Annotated in this window: 16 protein-coding genes; 14 read left to right on the forward strand and 2 right to left on the reverse strand. The window is 40.3% G+C overall.

The features are described from left to right. The first annotated feature begins 10 nt into the window (after positions 1-10). The 7 genes from KB197_RS04575 (at position 11) to tnpA (ending at position 8,445) form a co-directional block, all read left to right on the forward strand. Positions 11-1,219 carry an efflux RND transporter periplasmic adaptor subunit gene (locus tag KB197_RS04575; RefSeq protein WP_064276455.1) on the forward strand — a complete coding sequence of 403 codons (1,209 nt, stop codon included), beginning with the start codon at positions 11-13 and terminating at the stop codon, positions 1,217-1,219. Further along, positions 1,203-1,904, forward strand: coding sequence for an ABC transporter ATP-binding protein (locus tag KB197_RS04580; RefSeq protein ID WP_000811471.1), 702 nt, complete (start codon positions 1,203-1,205; stop codon positions 1,902-1,904). Before KB197_RS04575 ends, KB197_RS04580 begins: the two co-directional genes overlap by 17 nt. A gap of 1 nt (position 1,905) precedes the next feature. Further along, on the forward strand, positions 1,906-3,165 hold the full coding sequence (locus KB197_RS04585) for an ABC transporter permease (RefSeq protein ID WP_084924608.1): 1,260 nt from the start codon (positions 1,906-1,908) through the stop codon (positions 3,163-3,165). A gap of 123 nt (positions 3,166-3,288) precedes the next feature. Beyond that, positions 3,289-5,286 (forward strand): methionine--tRNA ligase, encoded by a 1,998-nt coding sequence (gene metG / locus KB197_RS04590; RefSeq protein ID WP_212573868.1) that lies wholly within the window; start codon positions 3,289-3,291, stop codon positions 5,284-5,286. A gap of 562 nt (positions 5,287-5,848) precedes the next feature. Then, a complete protein-coding gene (locus KB197_RS04595; RefSeq protein WP_004260758.1) occupies positions 5,849-6,181 on the forward strand; it encodes a putative DNA-binding protein in 333 nt (110 codons plus the stop codon). 11 nt (positions 6,182-6,192) lie between these two features. Then, complete coding sequence (gene ffh / locus KB197_RS04600; protein WP_064276453.1) at positions 6,193-7,764, forward strand: signal recognition particle protein; 1,572 nt, start codon at positions 6,193-6,195, stop codon at positions 7,762-7,764. 216 nt (positions 7,765-7,980) lie between these two features. Beyond that, positions 7,981-8,445 (forward strand): IS200/IS605 family transposase, encoded by a 465-nt coding sequence (tnpA, locus tag KB197_RS04605; protein WP_033686116.1) that lies wholly within the window; start codon positions 7,981-7,983, stop codon positions 8,443-8,445. A gap of 142 nt (positions 8,446-8,587) precedes the next feature. Here tnpA and KB197_RS04610 read toward each other — a convergent pair whose 3' ends face one another. Both KB197_RS04610 and guaA read right to left on the reverse strand, forming a co-directional pair. After that, entirely contained in the window at positions 8,588-9,310 is a 723-nt protein-coding gene (locus KB197_RS04610) for a hypothetical protein (RefSeq protein ID WP_247932912.1), read from the reverse strand. A gap of 85 nt (positions 9,311-9,395) precedes the next feature. Then, positions 9,396-10,958, reverse strand: a complete 1,563-nt coding sequence (guaA, locus tag KB197_RS04615) for a glutamine-hydrolyzing GMP synthase (RefSeq protein ID WP_000065712.1) — start codon at positions 10,956-10,958, stop codon at positions 9,396-9,398. Between the two features lie 141 nt (positions 10,959-11,099). Between guaA and KB197_RS04620 the strand changes: the two genes are divergently transcribed. The 7 genes from KB197_RS04620 to atpA all read left to right on the forward strand — a co-directional run bounded on the left by KB197_RS04620 (position 11,100) and on the right by atpA (position 17,047). Next, entirely contained in the window at positions 11,100-11,798 is a 699-nt protein-coding gene (locus KB197_RS04620; protein ID WP_125386569.1) for a GntR family transcriptional regulator, read from the forward strand. A gap of 138 nt (positions 11,799-11,936) precedes the next feature. Then, entirely contained in the window at positions 11,937-13,223 is a 1,287-nt protein-coding gene (locus KB197_RS04625) for a peptidase U32 family protein (protein WP_125386534.1), read from the forward strand. A 315-nt stretch (positions 13,224-13,538) separates the two neighbouring features. Further along, positions 13,539-13,739, forward strand: coding sequence for a F0F1 ATP synthase subunit C (locus tag KB197_RS04630; protein WP_001054560.1), 201 nt, complete (start codon positions 13,539-13,541; stop codon positions 13,737-13,739). A 33-nt stretch (positions 13,740-13,772) separates the two neighbouring features. Next, positions 13,773-14,483 (forward strand): F0F1 ATP synthase subunit A, encoded by a 711-nt coding sequence (gene atpB / locus KB197_RS04635; RefSeq protein ID WP_000392870.1) that lies wholly within the window; start codon positions 13,773-13,775, stop codon positions 14,481-14,483. A gap of 13 nt (positions 14,484-14,496) precedes the next feature. Further along, positions 14,497-14,991 (forward strand): F0F1 ATP synthase subunit B, encoded by a 495-nt coding sequence (gene atpF, locus KB197_RS04640; protein ID WP_001103468.1) that lies wholly within the window; start codon positions 14,497-14,499, stop codon positions 14,989-14,991. Next, positions 14,991-15,527: a F0F1 ATP synthase subunit delta gene (locus tag KB197_RS04645; RefSeq protein WP_212573869.1), complete on the forward strand. Its 537-nt coding sequence runs from the start codon at positions 14,991-14,993 to the stop codon at positions 15,525-15,527. The genes atpF and KB197_RS04645 overlap by 1 nt, the downstream gene beginning before the upstream one ends. A 14-nt stretch (positions 15,528-15,541) precedes the next feature. Continuing rightward, the gene (gene atpA / locus KB197_RS04650) at positions 15,542-17,047 is read left to right on the forward strand and encodes a F0F1 ATP synthase subunit alpha (RefSeq protein ID WP_042900828.1); all 1,506 of its coding nucleotides are present in this window, start codon (positions 15,542-15,544) and stop codon (positions 17,045-17,047) included. The last annotated feature ends 6 nt before the right edge of the window (positions 17,048-17,053 follow it).

The following is a 17,053-nucleotide window of genomic DNA, read 5'->3' on the forward strand; positions in this document are numbered from 1 at the left end:
AAGGAGTTTCATTATGAAAAAGAATGGTAAAGCTAAAAAGTGGCAATTGTATGCAGCAATCGGTGCTGCCAGTGTAGTTGTATTAGGTGCTGGGGGAATTTTGCTCTTTAGACAACCATCTCAGACCACGGTAAAAGATGAGCCTACTCATCTTGTTGTTGCCAAGGAAGGAAGCGTCGCATCCTCTGTTTTATTGTCAGGGACAGTAACAGCAAAAAATGAACAATATGTTTATTTTGATGCTAGTAAGGGAGATTTAGATGAAATCCTTGTTTCTGTGGGTGATAAGGTCAGCGAAGGACAGGCTTTAGTCAAGTACAGTAGTTCAGAAGCCCAGGCGGCCTATGATTCAGCTAGCCGAGCAGTAGCTAAGGCAGATCGTCATATCAATGAACTCAATCAAGCACGAAATGAAGCTGCTTCAACTCCGGCTCCACAGTTGCCAACGCCAGCAGGAGGCGAAGGAGCTGCAGGGCAAACTCCAGCTCCAGTCTCAGGAAATGCAGTGTCATCTATTGATGCACAACTAGGTGATGCTCGTGATGCTCGTGCAGATGCAGCAGCGCAATTAAGCAAGGCTCAAAGTCAGTTGGATGCAATGACGGTTCTCAGTACCCTAGAGGGAACTGTGGTCGAAGTCAACCGTAATGTTTCTAAATCTCCAACTGGAGCTAGCCAGGTGGTAGTTCATGTCGTTAGCAATGAAAACTTGCAAGTTAAGGGGGAACTATCTGAATATAACCTTGCCAACCTCTCTGTAGGACAAGAAGTAACCTTTACTTCTAAAGTTTACCAAGATAAGAGCTGGACTGGTAAGATTAGCTACATTTCTGACTACCCTAAAAACAATGGTGAAGCGGCAAGTGCAGCTACTGCCGCAGCAGGTGGTAATTCTGGTTCTAAATATCCATATACTATCGATGTTACAAGTGAAATCGGTGATTTGAAACAAGGATTCTCAGTAAGTGTTGAGGTCAAGAATAAGAGTAAAGCCATTTTGGTTCCTCTAACAAGTATTGTGACTGAAAATGATAAGAACTATGTCTGGGTGCTTGACGAGCAGAAAAAGGCTAAGAAAGTGGAAGTTGGTTTGGGAAATGCTGATGCAGACAACCAAGAAATCACTTCAGGTCTGACAAATGGAGTCAAGGTCATCAGTAACCCAACGTCTTCTCTAGAGGAAGGAAAAGAGGTGAAGGCTGATGAAGCAACTAATTAGTCTAAAAAATATCTGCAGAAGCTACCGTAACGGTGACCAAGAACTGCAGGTTCTCAAAAATATCAACCTAGAAGTGAATGAGGGTGAATTTGTTGCCATCATGGGACCATCTGGTTCGGGTAAGTCTACTCTCATGAATACGATTGGTATGTTGGATACACCAACCAGTGGAGAATATTATCTTGAAGGCCAAGAAGTAGCTGGACTTGGTGAAAAACAACTAGCCAAGGTCCGCAATCAACAAATCGGTTTTGTCTTTCAGCAGTTTTTTCTTCTATCTAAACTTAACGCTCTGCAAAACGTAGAATTGCCCTTGATTTACGCGGGAGTTTCGGCTTCAAAACGTCGCAAGTTAGCTGAGGAGTATTTAGACAAGGTTGAATTGACAGAACGTAGTCATCATTTGCCTTCGGAATTATCTGGTGGTCAAAAGCAACGTGTAGCTATCGCGCGTGCCTTGGTAAACAATCCTTCTATTATCCTAGCGGACGAACCGACAGGAGCCTTGGATACCAAAACAGGTAACCAAATCATGCAACTATTGGTTGAACTAAATAAAGAAGGAAAAACTATTATCATGGTAACGCATGAGCCTGAAATCGCTGCTTATGCTAAACGCCAGATTGTCATTCGAGATGGAGTTATTTCGTCTGACAGTGCGCAGTTAGAAAAGGAGGAAAACTAAGATGCAGAATCTGAAATTTGCCTTTTCATCTATCATGGCCCACAAGATGCGCTCATTTCTCACTATGATTGGGATTATCATTGGTGTTTCATCAGTTGTTGTGATTATGGCTCTGGGAGATTCTATGTCTCGTCAGGTTAATAAAAATATGACCAAGTCACAGAAGAATATCCATGTCTTTTTCTCGCCTATTAAAAGTAAAGACGGTTCTTTTACCCAAAAACAATCAGCTTTGACAGTGTCTGGGAAAGAAGAGGATGTTCCTGTGGAACCACCAAAACCACAAGAATCCTGGGTCAAGGAGGCTGCTAAACTTAAGGGTGTGGACAGTTACTATGTAACCAATTCGACCAATACCACCTTGTCTTATAAAGACAAAAAAGTGGAGCGCGCTAGCTTGACAGGTGGAAATATTACTTACATGAAGGCAGTTGAAAATGAAATTGTTGCAGGCCGCAGTCTCATAGCTCAGGATTATAAAGATGTGGCCAGTGTCATTTTACTAGACCAAGAACTTGCTAATAGCCTGTTTGGATCTGCTCAAGAAGCTGTTAACCAGGTTATAGATGTTGGTGGCTTTAGCTATCGTGTCATTGGTGTCTATACCAGCGATGAGGCCAAGACTGCCAAGACTTTTGGTATTGGTGGACTTCCGATTACGACTAATATTTCTCTTGCCAACAACTTCAATATGGATGAGATTTCTGATATTGTCTTCCGGGTTAATGATACCAGTTTGACACCAACTGTGGGACCAGAATTAGCTAGAAAATTGACCGAAATTGCTGGTATTCAGCAAGGGGAGTATCAGGTGGCAGATGCGACTGCAGCCTTCCAAGAAGTACAACAATTGTTCGGCTTTATAACTACGATTATTAGTGCCATTGCAGGAATTTCCCTTTTTGTTGGGGGGACTGGTGTTATGAACATCATGCTGGTTTCGGTGACAGAGCGTACTCGTGAGATTGGTCTCCGTAAGGCTTTGGGTGCGACACGTGCCAATATTTTAATTCAGTTTTTGATTGAATCCATGATTTTGACCCTGCTTGGTGGAGTTATTGGTCTAACCATTGCGACAGGCTTAACAGCTATAGCTGGTCTACTCTTGCAAGGATTGATAGCTGGTATAGAAGTAGGAGTATCAATCCCAGTTGCACTATTTAGTCTTGCAGTTTCGGCTAGTGTTGGTATGATTTTTGGGGTATTGCCAGCCAACAAGGCATCGAAACTTGATCCAATTGAAGCCCTTCGTTATGAATAGAATAAACAAGATGGACACTCGTCTATCTTGTTTTTGTATAGATTTCTCTATCGAAAATCCTTAAAAATGTGATATAATGAAGTGTTAGAAAAACAGGTTTCATTTGCCTGGAAAGGAAAAATTATGTCTGAAAAGAATTTTTATATTACAACGCCGATTTACTATCCATCTGGGAAACTTCATATCGGTTCTGCCTATACAACCATCGCCTGTGATGTTCTAGCCCGTTACAAACGCCTGATGGGCTACGATGTCTTTTATCTGACAGGTCTTGATGAGCACGGTCAGAAAATCCAGCAGAAAGCAGAAGAAGCTGGGATTACACCACAGGCTTATGTTGATGGGATGGCAGTTGGAGTTAAAGAACTATGGCAATTACTAGATATCTCATACGATAAATTTATCCGTACAACGGATGATTACCATGAAAAAGTAGTGGCTCAAGTATTTGAGCGCTTGCTTGCTCAAGATGACATCTATTTGGGTGAATATTCTGGTTGGTATTCAGTTTCAGATGAGGAATTCTTTACAGAAAGCCAGCTTGCAGAAGTTTTCCGTGACGGAGCTGGAAATGTAACCGGAGGAATCGCTCCGTCAGGACACGAAGTGGAATGGGTATCTGAAGAGTCTTATTTCCTTCGTCTTAGCAAGTACCAAGATCGTTTGGTCGAATTTTTCAAGTCTCATCCTGAATTTATCACTCCAGATGGTCGTCTGAATGAAATGCTTCGCAACTTCATCGAGCCAGGTTTAGAGGATTTGGCAGTTTCTCGTACAACCTTTACATGGGGTGTGCCAGTGCCATCTAATCCAAAACACGTTGTCTATGTTTGGATTGATGCCCTTCTTAACTATGCGACAGCACTTGGATACGGTCAAGATGAACATGGTAACTTTGACAAATTCTGGAATGGAACAGTCTTCCACATGGTAGGAAAAGACATCCTTCGTTTCCACTCAATCTACTGGCCAATCCTTCTTATGATGTTAGATATCAAATTGCCAGATCGTTTGATTGCTCACGGTTGGTTCGTCATGAAAGACGGCAAAATGTCTAAGTCTAAAGGAAATGTCGTTTACCCTGAAATGTTGGTAGAGCGTTATGGACTAGATCCACTTCGTTACTACCTCATGCGTAGCCTTCCAGTTGGTTCAGACGGAACCTTTACTCCTGAAGACTACGTTGGCCGTATTAACTATGAATTGGCCAATGACCTTGGAAACCTCCTCAACCGTACGGTTTCCATGATTAACAAGTATTTTGATGGACAAATTCCTGCCTATGTAGAGGGTGTAACAGAGTTTGACCATGCTCTTGCTGACGTTGCAGAACAATCAATCGCTGACTACCACACCTACATGGAAGCAGTTGACTACCCACGTGCACTTGAAGCAGTCTGGACCCTTATCTCTCGTACTAACAAATACATCGACGAGACAGCTCCATGGGTATTGGCAAAGGATGAAGAACTCCGCGATCAATTGGCAAGTGTCATGAGTCACTTGGCAGCTAGCCTTCGTGTCGTAGCTCACTTGATTGAGCCATTTATGATGGAAACCAGTCGTGCAGTCTTGACTCAACTTGGACTAGCAGAAGTTTCTAGCCTTGAAAACTTGAGCTTGACTGATTTTCCTGCAGGTGTAACTGTAGTTGCCAAAGGAACACCAATCTTCCCACGTCTGGATATGGAAGAAGAAATCGCCTATATCAAGGAACAAATGGAAGGCAACAAACCAGCAGTCGAAAAAGAGTGGAACCCAGACGAAGTTGAACTCAAGCTAAACAAGGAAGAAATCAAGTTTGAAGACTTTGATAAGGTCGAAATTCGTGTCGCAGAAGTCAAAGAAGTGTCTAAAGTAGAAGGCTCTGATAAGTTGCTCCAATTCCGTCTAGATGCTGGTGATGGTGAAGATCGTCAAATTCTTTCAGGAATTGCCAAATACTATCCAAATGAACAAGAATTGGTCGGCAAGAAAGTTCAAATCGTTGCTAACCTCAAACCTCGTAAAATGATGAAGAAATATGTCAGCCAAGGTATGATCCTATCAGCTGAACATGATGGAAAATTAACCCTTCTCACAGTTGATCCAGCTGTACCAAACGGAAGTGTGATTGGTTAAAATTAAAACACTAAAGTCAGTTGGAAGACAAAGTCCTTAGACTCCAAGTTTCTAAGGACTTTTCTATGTGTAGAGTTGTATATTAGTATAATAGATGTAAGAATGGTTGAGAAATGTTGCCTAAGTCTCACAAAGAAGATCAAGACTACAAATATAATCAAGTTGGTTTTTACGCGCTAGTTGAACTCATTTCGTAAGACCATTTTCTTGGTCGTAGGTACTTATTCCTAGGATAAAAAAGGTGTTCTAGTTTATCCCCTGTTACATATGTTGGTTAAAATTCCTCCCATCTAATGTTTCTGCGGTTTCAGTTTCATGCTCCAAACCATCAAGGCCATTGAGGTCAATACCGCCTATCGTCGGTTTAAGGGGGGATTGAAACGATAAAATTCCTCATTTTACAACTTATGGTAAGAATTACAGACGTCGTTTTCAAGATAAGGAAATAATAGAGCAAATTTTTAATCAGGTCCTATCTATTGTATAGAAGAATGGTTTGATTGACCCGATAGAGTGATTTCTAATGTAGAAGTATAATAGATTTTTTGGTATAATAAAAGTTATGGAAATCGAAAAAACCAATCGTATGAATGCGCTCTTTGAATTTTATGCGGCGCTTTTGACAGATAAGCAAATGAATTATATTGAGCTCTACTACGCTGATGATTACAGCCTTGCTGAAATTGCCGAGGAATTTGGTGTCAGTCGTCAGGCTGTCTATGATAATATCAAGCGGACAGAAAAGATTCTGGAAGATTATGAGATGAAATTGCACATGTACTCGGATTACATTGTCCGTAGTCAAATTTTTGATCAGATTTTAGAGCGCTATCCCAAGGATGACTTTCTGAAAGAGCAGATAGAAATTTTAACAAGCATTGATAATAGAGAATAAGAGGAAGAAAAATGGCATTTGAAAGTTTAACAGAACGTTTGCAGAACGTCTTTAAAAATTTACGTAAAAAAGGAAAAATCTCTGAATCTGATGTCCAAGAGGCAACCAAAGAAATTCGCTTGGCCTTGCTTGAGGCCGACGTTGCCTTGCCTGTTGTAAAGGACTTTATCAAGAAAGTTCGTGAGCGTGCAGTCGGGCATGAGGTCATTGATACCCTTAACCCTGCGCAACAAATTATTAAAATCGTTGATGAGGAATTGACGGCTGTTTTGGGTTCCGATACGGCGGAGATTATCAAGTCACCTAAGATTCCTACAATCATCATGATGGTCGGTTTGCAGGGGGCTGGTAAAACAACCTTTGCTGGTAAGTTGGCTAACAAACTCAAGAAAGAAGAAAATGCACGGCCTTTGATGATTGCGGCGGATATTTATCGTCCAGCTGCCATTGATCAGCTGAAGACACTGGGACAACAGATTGATGTGCCGGTTTTCGCTCTTGGGACAGAGGTTCCAGCTGTGGAGATTGTTCGTCAAGGTTTGGAACAAGCCCAAGCCAATCATAACGACTATGTCTTAATTGATACTGCGGGTCGTTTGCAGATTGATGAGCTTTTGATGAATGAACTTCGTGACGTGAAAGCACTAGCTCAACCAAACGAAATTCTGCTCGTCGTTGATGCCATGATTGGTCAAGAAGCGGCCAATGTTGCGCGTGAGTTCAATGCTCAGTTAGAAGTGACTGGGGTCATCCTTACCAAGATTGATGGGGACACTCGTGGTGGTGCTGCTCTATCTGTTCGTCATATTACTGGAAAACCAATCAAGTTCACTGGTACAGGTGAAAAGATTACGGACATTGAAACCTTCCACCCAGATCGCATGTCTAGCCGTATCCTTGGTATGGGGGATATGCTCACTTTGATTGAGAAAGCTTCTCAAGAATACGATGAGCAAAAAGCCCTTGAAATGGCTGAGAAGATGCGCGAAAACACCTTTGATTTCAATGATTTCATTGATCAGTTGGATCAGGTACAAAACATGGGGCCGATGGAAGACTTGCTTAAGATGATTCCAGGTATGGCTAACAATCCAGCGCTTCAAAACATGAAAGTGGATGAGCGCCAGATTGCACGCAAACGTGCTATTGTGTCTTCCATGACTCCTGAAGAACGTGAAAATCCAGATTTGTTAAATCCAAGCCGTCGCCGTCGTATCGCTACTGGTTCTGGGAATACCTTTGTCGAAGTTAATAAATTCATCAAAGACTTTAACCAAGCTAAACAGCTTATGCAGGGAGTCATGTCTGGTGATATGAACAAGATGATGAAGCAGATGGGAATCAATCCAAACAACCTTCCTAAAAATATGCCAAATATGGGAGGAATGGATATGTCTGCCCTTGAAGGTATGATGGGACAAGGTGGTATGCCTGACCTGTCAGCTCTCGGAGGAGCAGGAATGCCAGATATGAGCCAAATGTTTGGTGGCGGACTCAAGGGTAAAATCGGTGAATTTGCCATGAAACAGTCTATGAAACGCATAGCTAACAAAATGAAAAAAGCTAAGAAGAAACGTAAGTAAGACTGAAGGACTTTCCTTTCATACAAAAAGGACTCTGAATCCGATTCAGAGTCCTTTTGTATGTGATTATGTGACTATTAGTCCGTCTCGCTCCGTGCGGTGCGAGACAAAAAAACCACCCGCTATGCGGGTGCGCGTCGAAGGTTATACCAAAAAAACTCCGAACGCGATACAATAAAGGTGTTCAAGCCAATTGTAAAGCGAAAGGAGAAAAATATGGCACAAAAGGCTCATAGTTTATCGCACACAAAGTGGCACTGTAAGTATCACATTGTGTTCACCCCTAAGTATAGACGAAAAGTCATCTATAATCAATATCGAAGTAGTTTAGGCGAAATATTTCATCGCTTGTGTAGTTATAAAGGAGTTGAAATTATCGAGGGTCACTTAATGCCAGACCATGTACACATGTTAGTCAGTATTCCACCAAGGACAAGTGTTTCTAGTTTCATGGGTTATTTAAAAGGAAAAAGTGCACTCATGATGTTTGACAAACACGCCAATCTCAAGTACAAGTTTGGGAATCGGCATTTCTGGGCGGAAGGTTATTATGTGAGTACAGTAGGGCTTAATGAAGCCACAATTAAGAAATATATTCAAGAACAGGAAAAGCATGATATAGCACTAGATAAATTAAGTGTAAAAGAATATGAGGATCCCTTTAGGGATAGTGGTAAGTAATACTAAAGCCTCTTTGAGAGGCAAGTGACGAGTCAAGAGCAATGAGGCTTGAACAAAGTGAAAGCCAGCGTCTTTAGGCGCTGGCTGGTAATTTGGGCTTATAGCCCTGGGACAAACCACCCGTTTGACGGGTGGTTATGATTTATCTTAGCCAGATTATAATATCAGGTTCAATTAATGCAGTTGATTCAAAACGTAATATTTCTCTTTGATTTTCAATGTATGCGCATTGGAGATATTTTATATCGTTATTTTTAATTCTACAATAATCGAAACCCGTTCTGCAAAATCCATATGTTAATCCTTTTGATAAGTTAACAACTATGTCAATAGAATATTCATCTAAATTTCTAACCCAATTTTCACCATTTTTTGGATAAAAAATTCTGATTTTGTCAACCCCATTCTTATCTTCAAACAATTTAAAATAGTGACGATACAATTTTTCACGATTAGTAATTATATCTAAAAGTTCTTGAGTATTGTAACTTTCATTATTAACAGGAATGTTCTTTGATTTATAGCAATTATCAACTATCGTGAGACCGACTGGAATTGCAAAATCTTTTTCTTTATCAAACTTTGTTAATTCCATTGCTAAAGTTAAAACAAAATCTTTATGAATATTTTGCTCATTCTCATCAAACAAGCGTTCTCTGAGATTTAAAATAGATAATCTGGTAAATACATATTTTCCGATTTCGTCATCAAATCCTTCAGTAGCTGAAATTACATCTTTGACTACTCTGTTCCATGTGTTATCTTGTTTTTGTTTTTCAATAAACTTTTCAAGTTTAGTATTAAGCTCATTGCTAAGCTTTCCAATTGGAGATTTGAAAAATTGTGTGATTAGTTCATTTATCATTACAGCCCTTTCTTTATTTGGAACTATTCAATGAAATATAAACTTTTGAAACCTTAATTTCTAGGCTTTTTTTAACTCATTAACTCTATTCCCACTCAACGGTTGCTGGTGGTTTACTTGTAATGTCGTAGACGATACGGTTAACGTGGTCTACTTCGTTAACGATACGTACAGAAATCTTTTGAAGGACTTCCCAAGGAATTTTGGCAAAGTCAGCTGTCATACCATCGATAGAAGTGATAGCGCGAATGGCGATGGTGTAGTCATAAGTACGACCATCACCCATAACACCGACTGAACGAACGCCTGTGTTGACAGTGAAGTATTGCCAGATATCGCGGTCAAGACCTGCTTTAGCAATTTCCTCACGAAGAATAGCGTCTGACTCACGAACTGTTTCTAGCTTTTCTTCAGTGATTTCACCCATAACACGGATAGCAAGTCCTGGTCCTGGGAATGGTTGGCGCCATACGATATGGTCTGGCATACCAAGCTCTGTACCAAGGGCACGAACTTCGTCTTTATAGAGAGTGTTGAGTGGTTCAATCAATTCAAATTGCATGTCTTCTGGAAGACCACCTACGTTGTGGTGTGACTTGATAGTTTGAGCTGTATCCGTACCAGACTCGATAACATCTGTATATAAAGTACCTTGAGCAAGGAATTTCACATCTTTGAGCTTGCTTGCTTCGTCATCAAATACATACACAAACTCGTTACCGATGATTTTACGTTTTTGTTCAGGGTCAGAAACGCCAGCAAGTTTGTCAAGGAAACGTTTAGCAGCGTCTGCTTTGACGATATTCAAACCAAACTTACCACCAAGCATGTCCATAACTTGGTCCGCTTCTCCTTTACGAAGAAGACCGTGGTCTACGAAGATACAAATCAATTGATCGCCAATAGCCTTTTGGAGAAGAACCCCAACGACAGATGAGTCAACCCCACCTGAAAGACCAAGAAGGACACGTTTATCACCGACAGTTTCACGGATTTTTTGGATCTGCATATCGATGAAGTTATCCATTGACCAGTCGCCTTTAGCTTTACAGATGTTAAGGGCAAAGTTACGAAGGATATCATTTCCGTATACAGAATGACGAACTTCTGGATGGAATTGGATACCGTAAATGTGTTTATCTGGGTTTTCAATGGCTGCGTATGGGCAGTCAGCTGATGTACCTGTACGAACAAAGTCAGCAGGAATTTCAGTAACCGCATCACCATGACTCATCAGAACAGTCTGTTCATCAGGTGTTGATTCAAAAAGCGCTGATGGTGTGTGAGTAAGAGTTGATTGACCGTATTCACGATTCCCAGCGTCACCTGCAGGAACAACTTTTCCTCCAAGTTTATGTGTCAACAACTGCATACCGTAACAGATTCCCAAAATTGGAATTCCAAGTTCGAAGATTTCTGGGTCAATATCGAATGAACCATCTTCGTATACAGAGTTTGGTCCGCCTGACAGGATGATTCCTACAGGATTGATTTCACGAACTTCAGCAGCTGAAATTTTATGGCTCTTTAGTTCTGAAAAAACACCAATCTCACGGATACGGCGTGAAATCAGCTGGTTGTATTGGCTACCATAGTCCAATACAATGATTTTTTCTACATCTTGCAAATCAGTTGAAATGTTGCTCATCTTTTTCCTTTCTCAAAAGAAATATCTTTTTTCAATATTCTATCACAAATAAGGGCGAATTACCAACTAAACAAGGCGAAGATTGACTTTTTCTAGTTTATTGGGGTACAATAGAGAAAAGATAGAAATGAAGTGAAAAATATGCTACCTGCTTATATGAAAATCCATGATCAGATAAAAAAAGATATTGACGAACATCGTTGGGCTATTGGTGAGAGGCTTCCCAGTGAAAGAGATTTAGCAGAGCAGTTTACGGTCAGTCGCATGACCCTCCGCCAAGCTATATCTCTATTAGTTGAAGAAGGTGTTTTAGAGCGCAGAGTTGGAAGTGGCACCTTTGTATCCAGTACACGTGTACAAGAAAAGATGCGAGGGACAACCAGTTTTACTGAAATTGTTAAGTCCCAAGGTAAAGTACCCTCTAGCCAACTCATTTCCTACAGAAAAACTATTCCCAATGAGCAGGAAGTTGCAAAGTTAGGAATTTCTCCAACGGAGAATATTATCCGAATGGAACGGGTCCGCTATGCCGACCAAGTTCCTCTAGTTTATGAAGTTGCTTCTATTCCTGAAAAATTCATTAAGGACTTTAAAAAAGAAGAAATCACCAGTCATTTCTTCCAAACATTGCAAAAACATGGCTACCGTATTGGTAAATCACAGCAGACCATCTATGCTCGTCTTGCTAAAGAAAAGATTGCCCACTATTTGGAAGTTGAAAAAGGACATGCTATTCTTGGGCTAACTCAGGTTTCCTACCTAGAAGATGGTACTGCATTTGAATACGTAAAAAGTCAGTATGTAGGCGAACGCTTTGAATTTTATCTTGAGAATAACTAGTCTAGAAAGGCTAGTTTTTTTGGTTTCCTAAAAGATTAGAATTGTCAAAACAATCTGTCTAGGCTTGATTTTATGGCTTATTTACTATAAAATGAGAAGGAAAAACGTCAAACTTTTATATTGCAAATAGGAGAAAACATGACAAAAACATTAAAACGTCCTGAGGTATTATCACCTGCAGGGACTTTAGAGAAGCTAAAAGTAGCTGTTCAGTATGGGGCAGATGCTGTCTTTATCGGTGGTCAGGCCTATGGTCTTCGCAGCCGTGCAGGAAACTTTACCTTTGAACAGATGGAAGAAGGCGTCCAGTTTGCGGCCAAGTATGGAGCTAAGGTCTATGTAGCTGCCAACATGGTTATGCACGAAGGAAATGAAAAGGGAGCTGGTGAGTGGTTCCGTAAACTGCGTGATATCGGGATTGCAGCAGTGATCGTATCTGACCCAGCCTTGATTATGATTGCAGCGACTGAAGCGCCAGGTCTTGAAATCCACCTCTCTACCCAAGCAAGTGCCACTAACTATGAAACTCTTGAGTTCTGGAAAGAACTAGGCTTAACTCGTGTCGTTTTGGCGCGTGAGGTTTCAATGGAAGAATTGGCAGAAATTCGCAAACGTACAGATGTTGAGATTGAAGCCTTTGTACATGGTGCCATGTGTATTTCATACTCTGGTCGTTGTACTCTTTCAAACCACATGAGTATGCGTGATGCCAACCGTGGTGGATGTTCTCAGTCTTGCCGTTGGAAGTACGACCTTTATGATATGCCATTTGGTCAAGAACGCAAGAGCTTGAAAGGGGAAATCCCAGAAGAATTTTCAATGTCAGCCGTTGATATGTCTATGATTGACCATATCCCGGATATGATTGAAAATGGTGTGGACAGTCTAAAAATCGAAGGACGTATGAAGTCTATTCACTACGTATCAACAGTAACCAACTGCTACAAGGCGGCTGTGGATGCATATCTTGAAAGTCCTGAAAAGTTTGAAGCTATCAAACAAGACTTGGTGGATGAGATGTGGAAGGTTGCCCAACGTGAATTAGCAACAGGTTTCTACTATGGTACACCATCTGAAAATGAGCAGTTATTTGGTGCTCGTCGTAAAATTCCTGAGTACAAGTTTGTTGCTGAAGTGGTTTCTTATGATGAAGCGACACAAACAGCGACCATTCGTCAACGGAACGTCATTAACGAAGGCGATCAAGTTGAGTTTTATGGTCCAGGTTTTCGTCATTTCGAAACTTATATTGAAAATTTGCATGATGCCAAAGGCAATAAAATCGACCGTGCTCCTAATCCAATGGAACTCTTGACTATCAAGGTTCCACAACCTGTTCAAGCTGGAGACATGGTTCGAGCTCTCAAAGAAGGACTCATCAATCTTTATAAGGAAGATGGAACCAGCGTCACAGTTCGTGCTTAATAAGCGTGCAGGAGAGGAAAGCTTTCTAGTTGCTTCCCCTTTAATCCTACTTACTAAAAGAACATTAGGTTAAAGAAAATATATTAATTTTCATCCGAGATTCCATCTCGGATTTTTTCATTATTTTTCAGAAAGACCTAGATAATGGACGGATTTATTACAAGTTATTTCCAAAGTTTTCTATAAAATAGACTTAAAAATAGTAAAATTGTAAATAATTTTCATTAAACGCTTTCAACGTAAGTAAAAAGTTGACAAATCCAATTTTTAGGACTAAACTAAGTAAGTAAATTTTAATTAAAAGGAGAATTCGTCATGAATTTAACATTTTTCGGTCTATGTCTTGCCTGTATGGGTGTATCTCTTGGTGAAGGTATGTTGATGAACGGTTTGTTGAAATCAGTTGCTCGCCAACCAGATATCATCTCAGAACTACGTAGTTTGATGATCCTAGGGGTTGCCTTTATTGAAGGTACTTTCTTCGTTACTCTTGTCTTTTCATTTATCATCAAATAAAAGAAGTATAAATTGAAAAAGGGAGGATTTTAGATGGAAGAAAGTATTAATCCAACCATCAATATTGGTCCTGTTACCTTTAATTTAACCATAGTAGTTTTGACTTTGTTGACTGTAGCACTTATTTTTGGCTTTATTTATTGGGCAACTCGAAATATGACTTTGAGACCCACAGGAAAACAAAATGTATTAGAGTATTTATTTGATTTTGTTGTTGGATTTACAAAATCGAACCTTGGTCCAATGATAAAGGATTATTCTCTCTTTTATTTCTGTTTATTCCTGTTTATGGCCATTGCAAATAATATTGGCTTAATGGCTAGAATTCAGACTACAGATGGTGTAAATCTTTGGACCTCACCAACAGCAAATTTGTCATTTGACTTGGTCTTGTCTTTTACAATTATCTTAATGACCCACGTAGAAGGAATTCGTCGTCGTGGAATCAAAAAGTATTTAAAAGCATTTGTAACACCAGGTTTTATGACACCAATGAATCTCTTGGAAGAAGTTACCAATCTCCTTTCACTTGCATTGCGGGTCTTTGGTAATATCTTTGCAGGGGAAGTGATGGCAAGTATGTTAGTCCTACTTTCTCATCAGGCCTTCTATTGGTATCCTATTGCTTTTGGAACAAATCTAATCTGGACTGCATTTTCTGTTTTTATTTCTTGTGTACAAGCATATGTATTTACATTGTTATCTTCAATGTACCTAGGAAATAAAATTAATGATGAAGAATAGAAAGGAGTAGTTTATGAATGTAACAGTAGGTGAATTACTTGGTGATTTTATACTAATCGCTGGTTCCTTTATTCTCTTGCTAGTCTTGGTTAAGAAATACGCTTGGTCAAATTTGACTAGCATTTTCGAACAAAGAGCAGAAAAAATTGCAGCAGATATTGACGGAGCTGAACAAGCACGTCAAAAAGCAGAAGTATTGGCTCAAAAACGCGAAGATGAATTGGCTGGTAGCCGTAAAGAAGCTAAGACAATCATTGAGAATGCGAAAGAAACAGCTGAGAAAAGCAAAGCTAGTATTTTAGCAGATGCTAAGCTAGAAGCAGGACGCTTGAAAGAAAAAGCAAACCAAGAAATTGCTCAAAATAAAGCTGAAGCTTTACAAAGCGTTAAGGGTGAGGTAGCAGATTTGACAATCAGCTTGGCTGGTAAAATCATCTCACAAAACCTTGACGGTCATGCCCATAAAGAACTCATTGATCAGTATATCGATCAGTTAGGAGAAGCTTAATGGACAAGAAAACAGTAAAGGTAATTGAAAAATACAGCATGCCTTTTGTCCAATTGGTTTTAGAAAAAGGAGAAGAAGACCGTATCTTTTCAGACTTAGCTCAAATCAAGCAAGTTGCTGAAGAAACAGGCTTACCTTCTTTTTTAAAAAAAGTGGCAGTAGACGAGTCTGACAAGGAAAAAACGATTGCGTTCTTCCAAGATTCAGTGTCATCTTTATTGCAAAACTTTATCCAGGTTCTTATCTACAATCACAGAGCAAATCTTCTTTATGATATTCTTGTAGATTGCTTGAACCGACTTGAAAAAGAAACAAATCGATTTGAAGTGACGATTACGTCAGCTCATCCTTTAACTGATGAACAGAAGAGTCGCTTGCTCCCTTTGATTGAGAAAAAAATGTCTCTGAAAGTAAGGAGTGTAAAAGAACAAATCGATGAAAGTCTTATTGGTGGTTTTGTCATTTTTGCCAATCACAAGACAATTGATGTGAGTATTAAACAACAACTTAAAGTTGTTAAAGAAAATTTGAAATAGAAAGTGGTGTTCTTTTGGCAATTAACGCACAAGAAATCAGCGCTTTAATTAAGCAACAAATTGAAAATTTCAAACCCAATTTTGATGTGACTGAAACAGGTGTTGTAACCTATATCGGGGACGGTATCGCGCGTGCTCACGGCCTTGAAAATGCCATGAGTGGAGAGTTGTTGATTTTTGAAAACGGCTCTTATGGGATGGCTCAGAACTTGGAGTCAACAGACGTCGGTATTATCATCCTAGGTGACTTTACAGATATCCGTGAAGGCGATACAATCCGCCGTACAGGTAAAATCATGGAAGTCCCAGTAGGTGAAAGTCTGATTGGTCGTGTTGTGGATCCACTTGGTCGTCCAGTTGATGGTCTTGGAGAAATCCACACTGATAAAACTCGTCCAGTAGAAGCACCAGCTCCTGGTGTTATGCAACGTAAGTCTGTATCAGAACCATTGCAAACTGGTTTGAAAGCTATTGACGCCCTTGTACCGATTGGTCGTGGTCAACGTGAGTTGATTATCGGTGACCGTCAGACAGGGAAAACAACCATTGCGATTGATACCATCTTAAACCAAAAAGGTCAAGATATGATCTGTATCTATGTTGCGATTGGACAAAAAGAATCAACAGTTCGTACGCAAGTAGAAACACTACGTCAGTACGGTGCCTTGGACTACACAATCGTTGTGACAGCCTCTGCTTCACAACCATCTCCATTGCTCTTCCTAGCTCCTTATGCTGGGGTTGCCATGGCAGAAGAATTTATGTACCAAGGTAAGCATGTTTTGATCGTTTATGATGATCTTTCAAAACAAGCGGTAGCTTATCGTGAACTGTCTCTCTTGCTTCGTCGTCCTCCAGGTCGTGAAGCCTTCCCAGGGGATGTTTTCTATCTTCACAGCCGTTTGCTTGAGCGCTCAGCTAAAGTTTCTGATGAACTTGGTGGTGGATCAATTACAGCCCTACCATTTATCGAGACACAAGCAGGAGATATCTCTGCCTATATCGCAACTAACGTGATTTCAATCACTGATGGACAAATCTTCCTTGGTGATGGTCTCTTCAATGCGGGTATTCGTCCAGCCATTGACGCGGGTTCATCTGTATCTCGTGTAGGTGGTTCTGCACAAATCAAAGCTATGAAGAAGGTTGCTGGTACTCTTCGTATCGACCTTGCTTCATACCGTGAGTTGGAAGCCTTCACTAAGTTTGGTTCTGATTTGGACGCAGCAACACAGGCTAAGTTGAACCGTGGACGTCGTACAGTTGAAGTCTTGAAACAACCTGTTCACAAACCATTACCTGTTGAGAAACAAGTAACCATTCTCTATGCTTTGACACATGGTTTCTTGGATACTGTTCCAGTAGATGAAATTGTACGTTTCGAGGAAGAGTTCCATGCCTTCTTTGATGCTCAACATCCAGAGATTTTGGAAACCATTCGTGATACAAAAGACTTGCCAGAAGAAGCAGTCTTGGATGCTGCGATTACAGAGTTTCTCAATCAAACCAGCTTCCAATAAGAATAG

It is taken from the genome of Streptococcus sp. 11-4097 (assembly GCF_018215285.2).
In the GTDB taxonomy this organism is placed as follows: domain Bacteria; phylum Bacillota; class Bacilli; order Lactobacillales; family Streptococcaceae; genus Streptococcus.

Excerpts from the sequence above, each read along its gene's own strand:
- KB197_RS04595 (WP_004260758.1), top strand. The coding sequence starts at position 5,849 with ATGGAAATCGAAAAAACCAATCGTATGAATGCGCTCTTTGAATTTTAT.
- KB197_RS04620 (WP_125386569.1), top strand. The coding sequence starts at position 11,100 with ATGCTACCTGCTTATATGAAAATCCATGATCAGATAAAAAAAGATATT.
- atpB (WP_000392870.1), top strand. The coding sequence starts at position 13,773 with ATGGAAGAAAGTATTAATCCAACCATCAATATTGGTCCTGTTACCTTT.
- atpF (WP_001103468.1), top strand. The coding sequence starts at position 14,497 with ATGAATGTAACAGTAGGTGAATTACTTGGTGATTTTATACTAATCGCT.
- KB197_RS04645 (WP_212573869.1), top strand. The coding sequence starts at position 14,991 with ATGGACAAGAAAACAGTAAAGGTAATTGAAAAATACAGCATGCCTTTT.
- guaA (WP_000065712.1), bottom strand. The coding sequence starts at position 10,958 with ATGAGCAACATTTCAACTGATTTGCAAGATGTAGAAAAAATCATTGTA.
- ffh (WP_064276453.1), top strand. The coding sequence starts at position 6,193 with ATGGCATTTGAAAGTTTAACAGAACGTTTGCAGAACGTCTTTAAAAAT.
- KB197_RS04625 (WP_125386534.1), top strand. The coding sequence starts at position 11,937 with ATGACAAAAACATTAAAACGTCCTGAGGTATTATCACCTGCAGGGACT.
- KB197_RS04585 (WP_084924608.1), top strand. The coding sequence starts at position 1,906 with ATGCAGAATCTGAAATTTGCCTTTTCATCTATCATGGCCCACAAGATG.
- KB197_RS04580 (WP_000811471.1), top strand. The coding sequence starts at position 1,203 with ATGAAGCAACTAATTAGTCTAAAAAATATCTGCAGAAGCTACCGTAAC.
- tnpA (WP_033686116.1), top strand. The coding sequence starts at position 7,981 with ATGGCACAAAAGGCTCATAGTTTATCGCACACAAAGTGGCACTGTAAG.
- KB197_RS04630 (WP_001054560.1), top strand. The coding sequence starts at position 13,539 with ATGAATTTAACATTTTTCGGTCTATGTCTTGCCTGTATGGGTGTATCT.
- metG (WP_212573868.1), top strand. The coding sequence starts at position 3,289 with ATGTCTGAAAAGAATTTTTATATTACAACGCCGATTTACTATCCATCT.
- KB197_RS04610 (WP_247932912.1), bottom strand. The coding sequence starts at position 9,310 with ATGATAAATGAACTAATCACACAATTTTTCAAATCTCCAATTGGAAAG.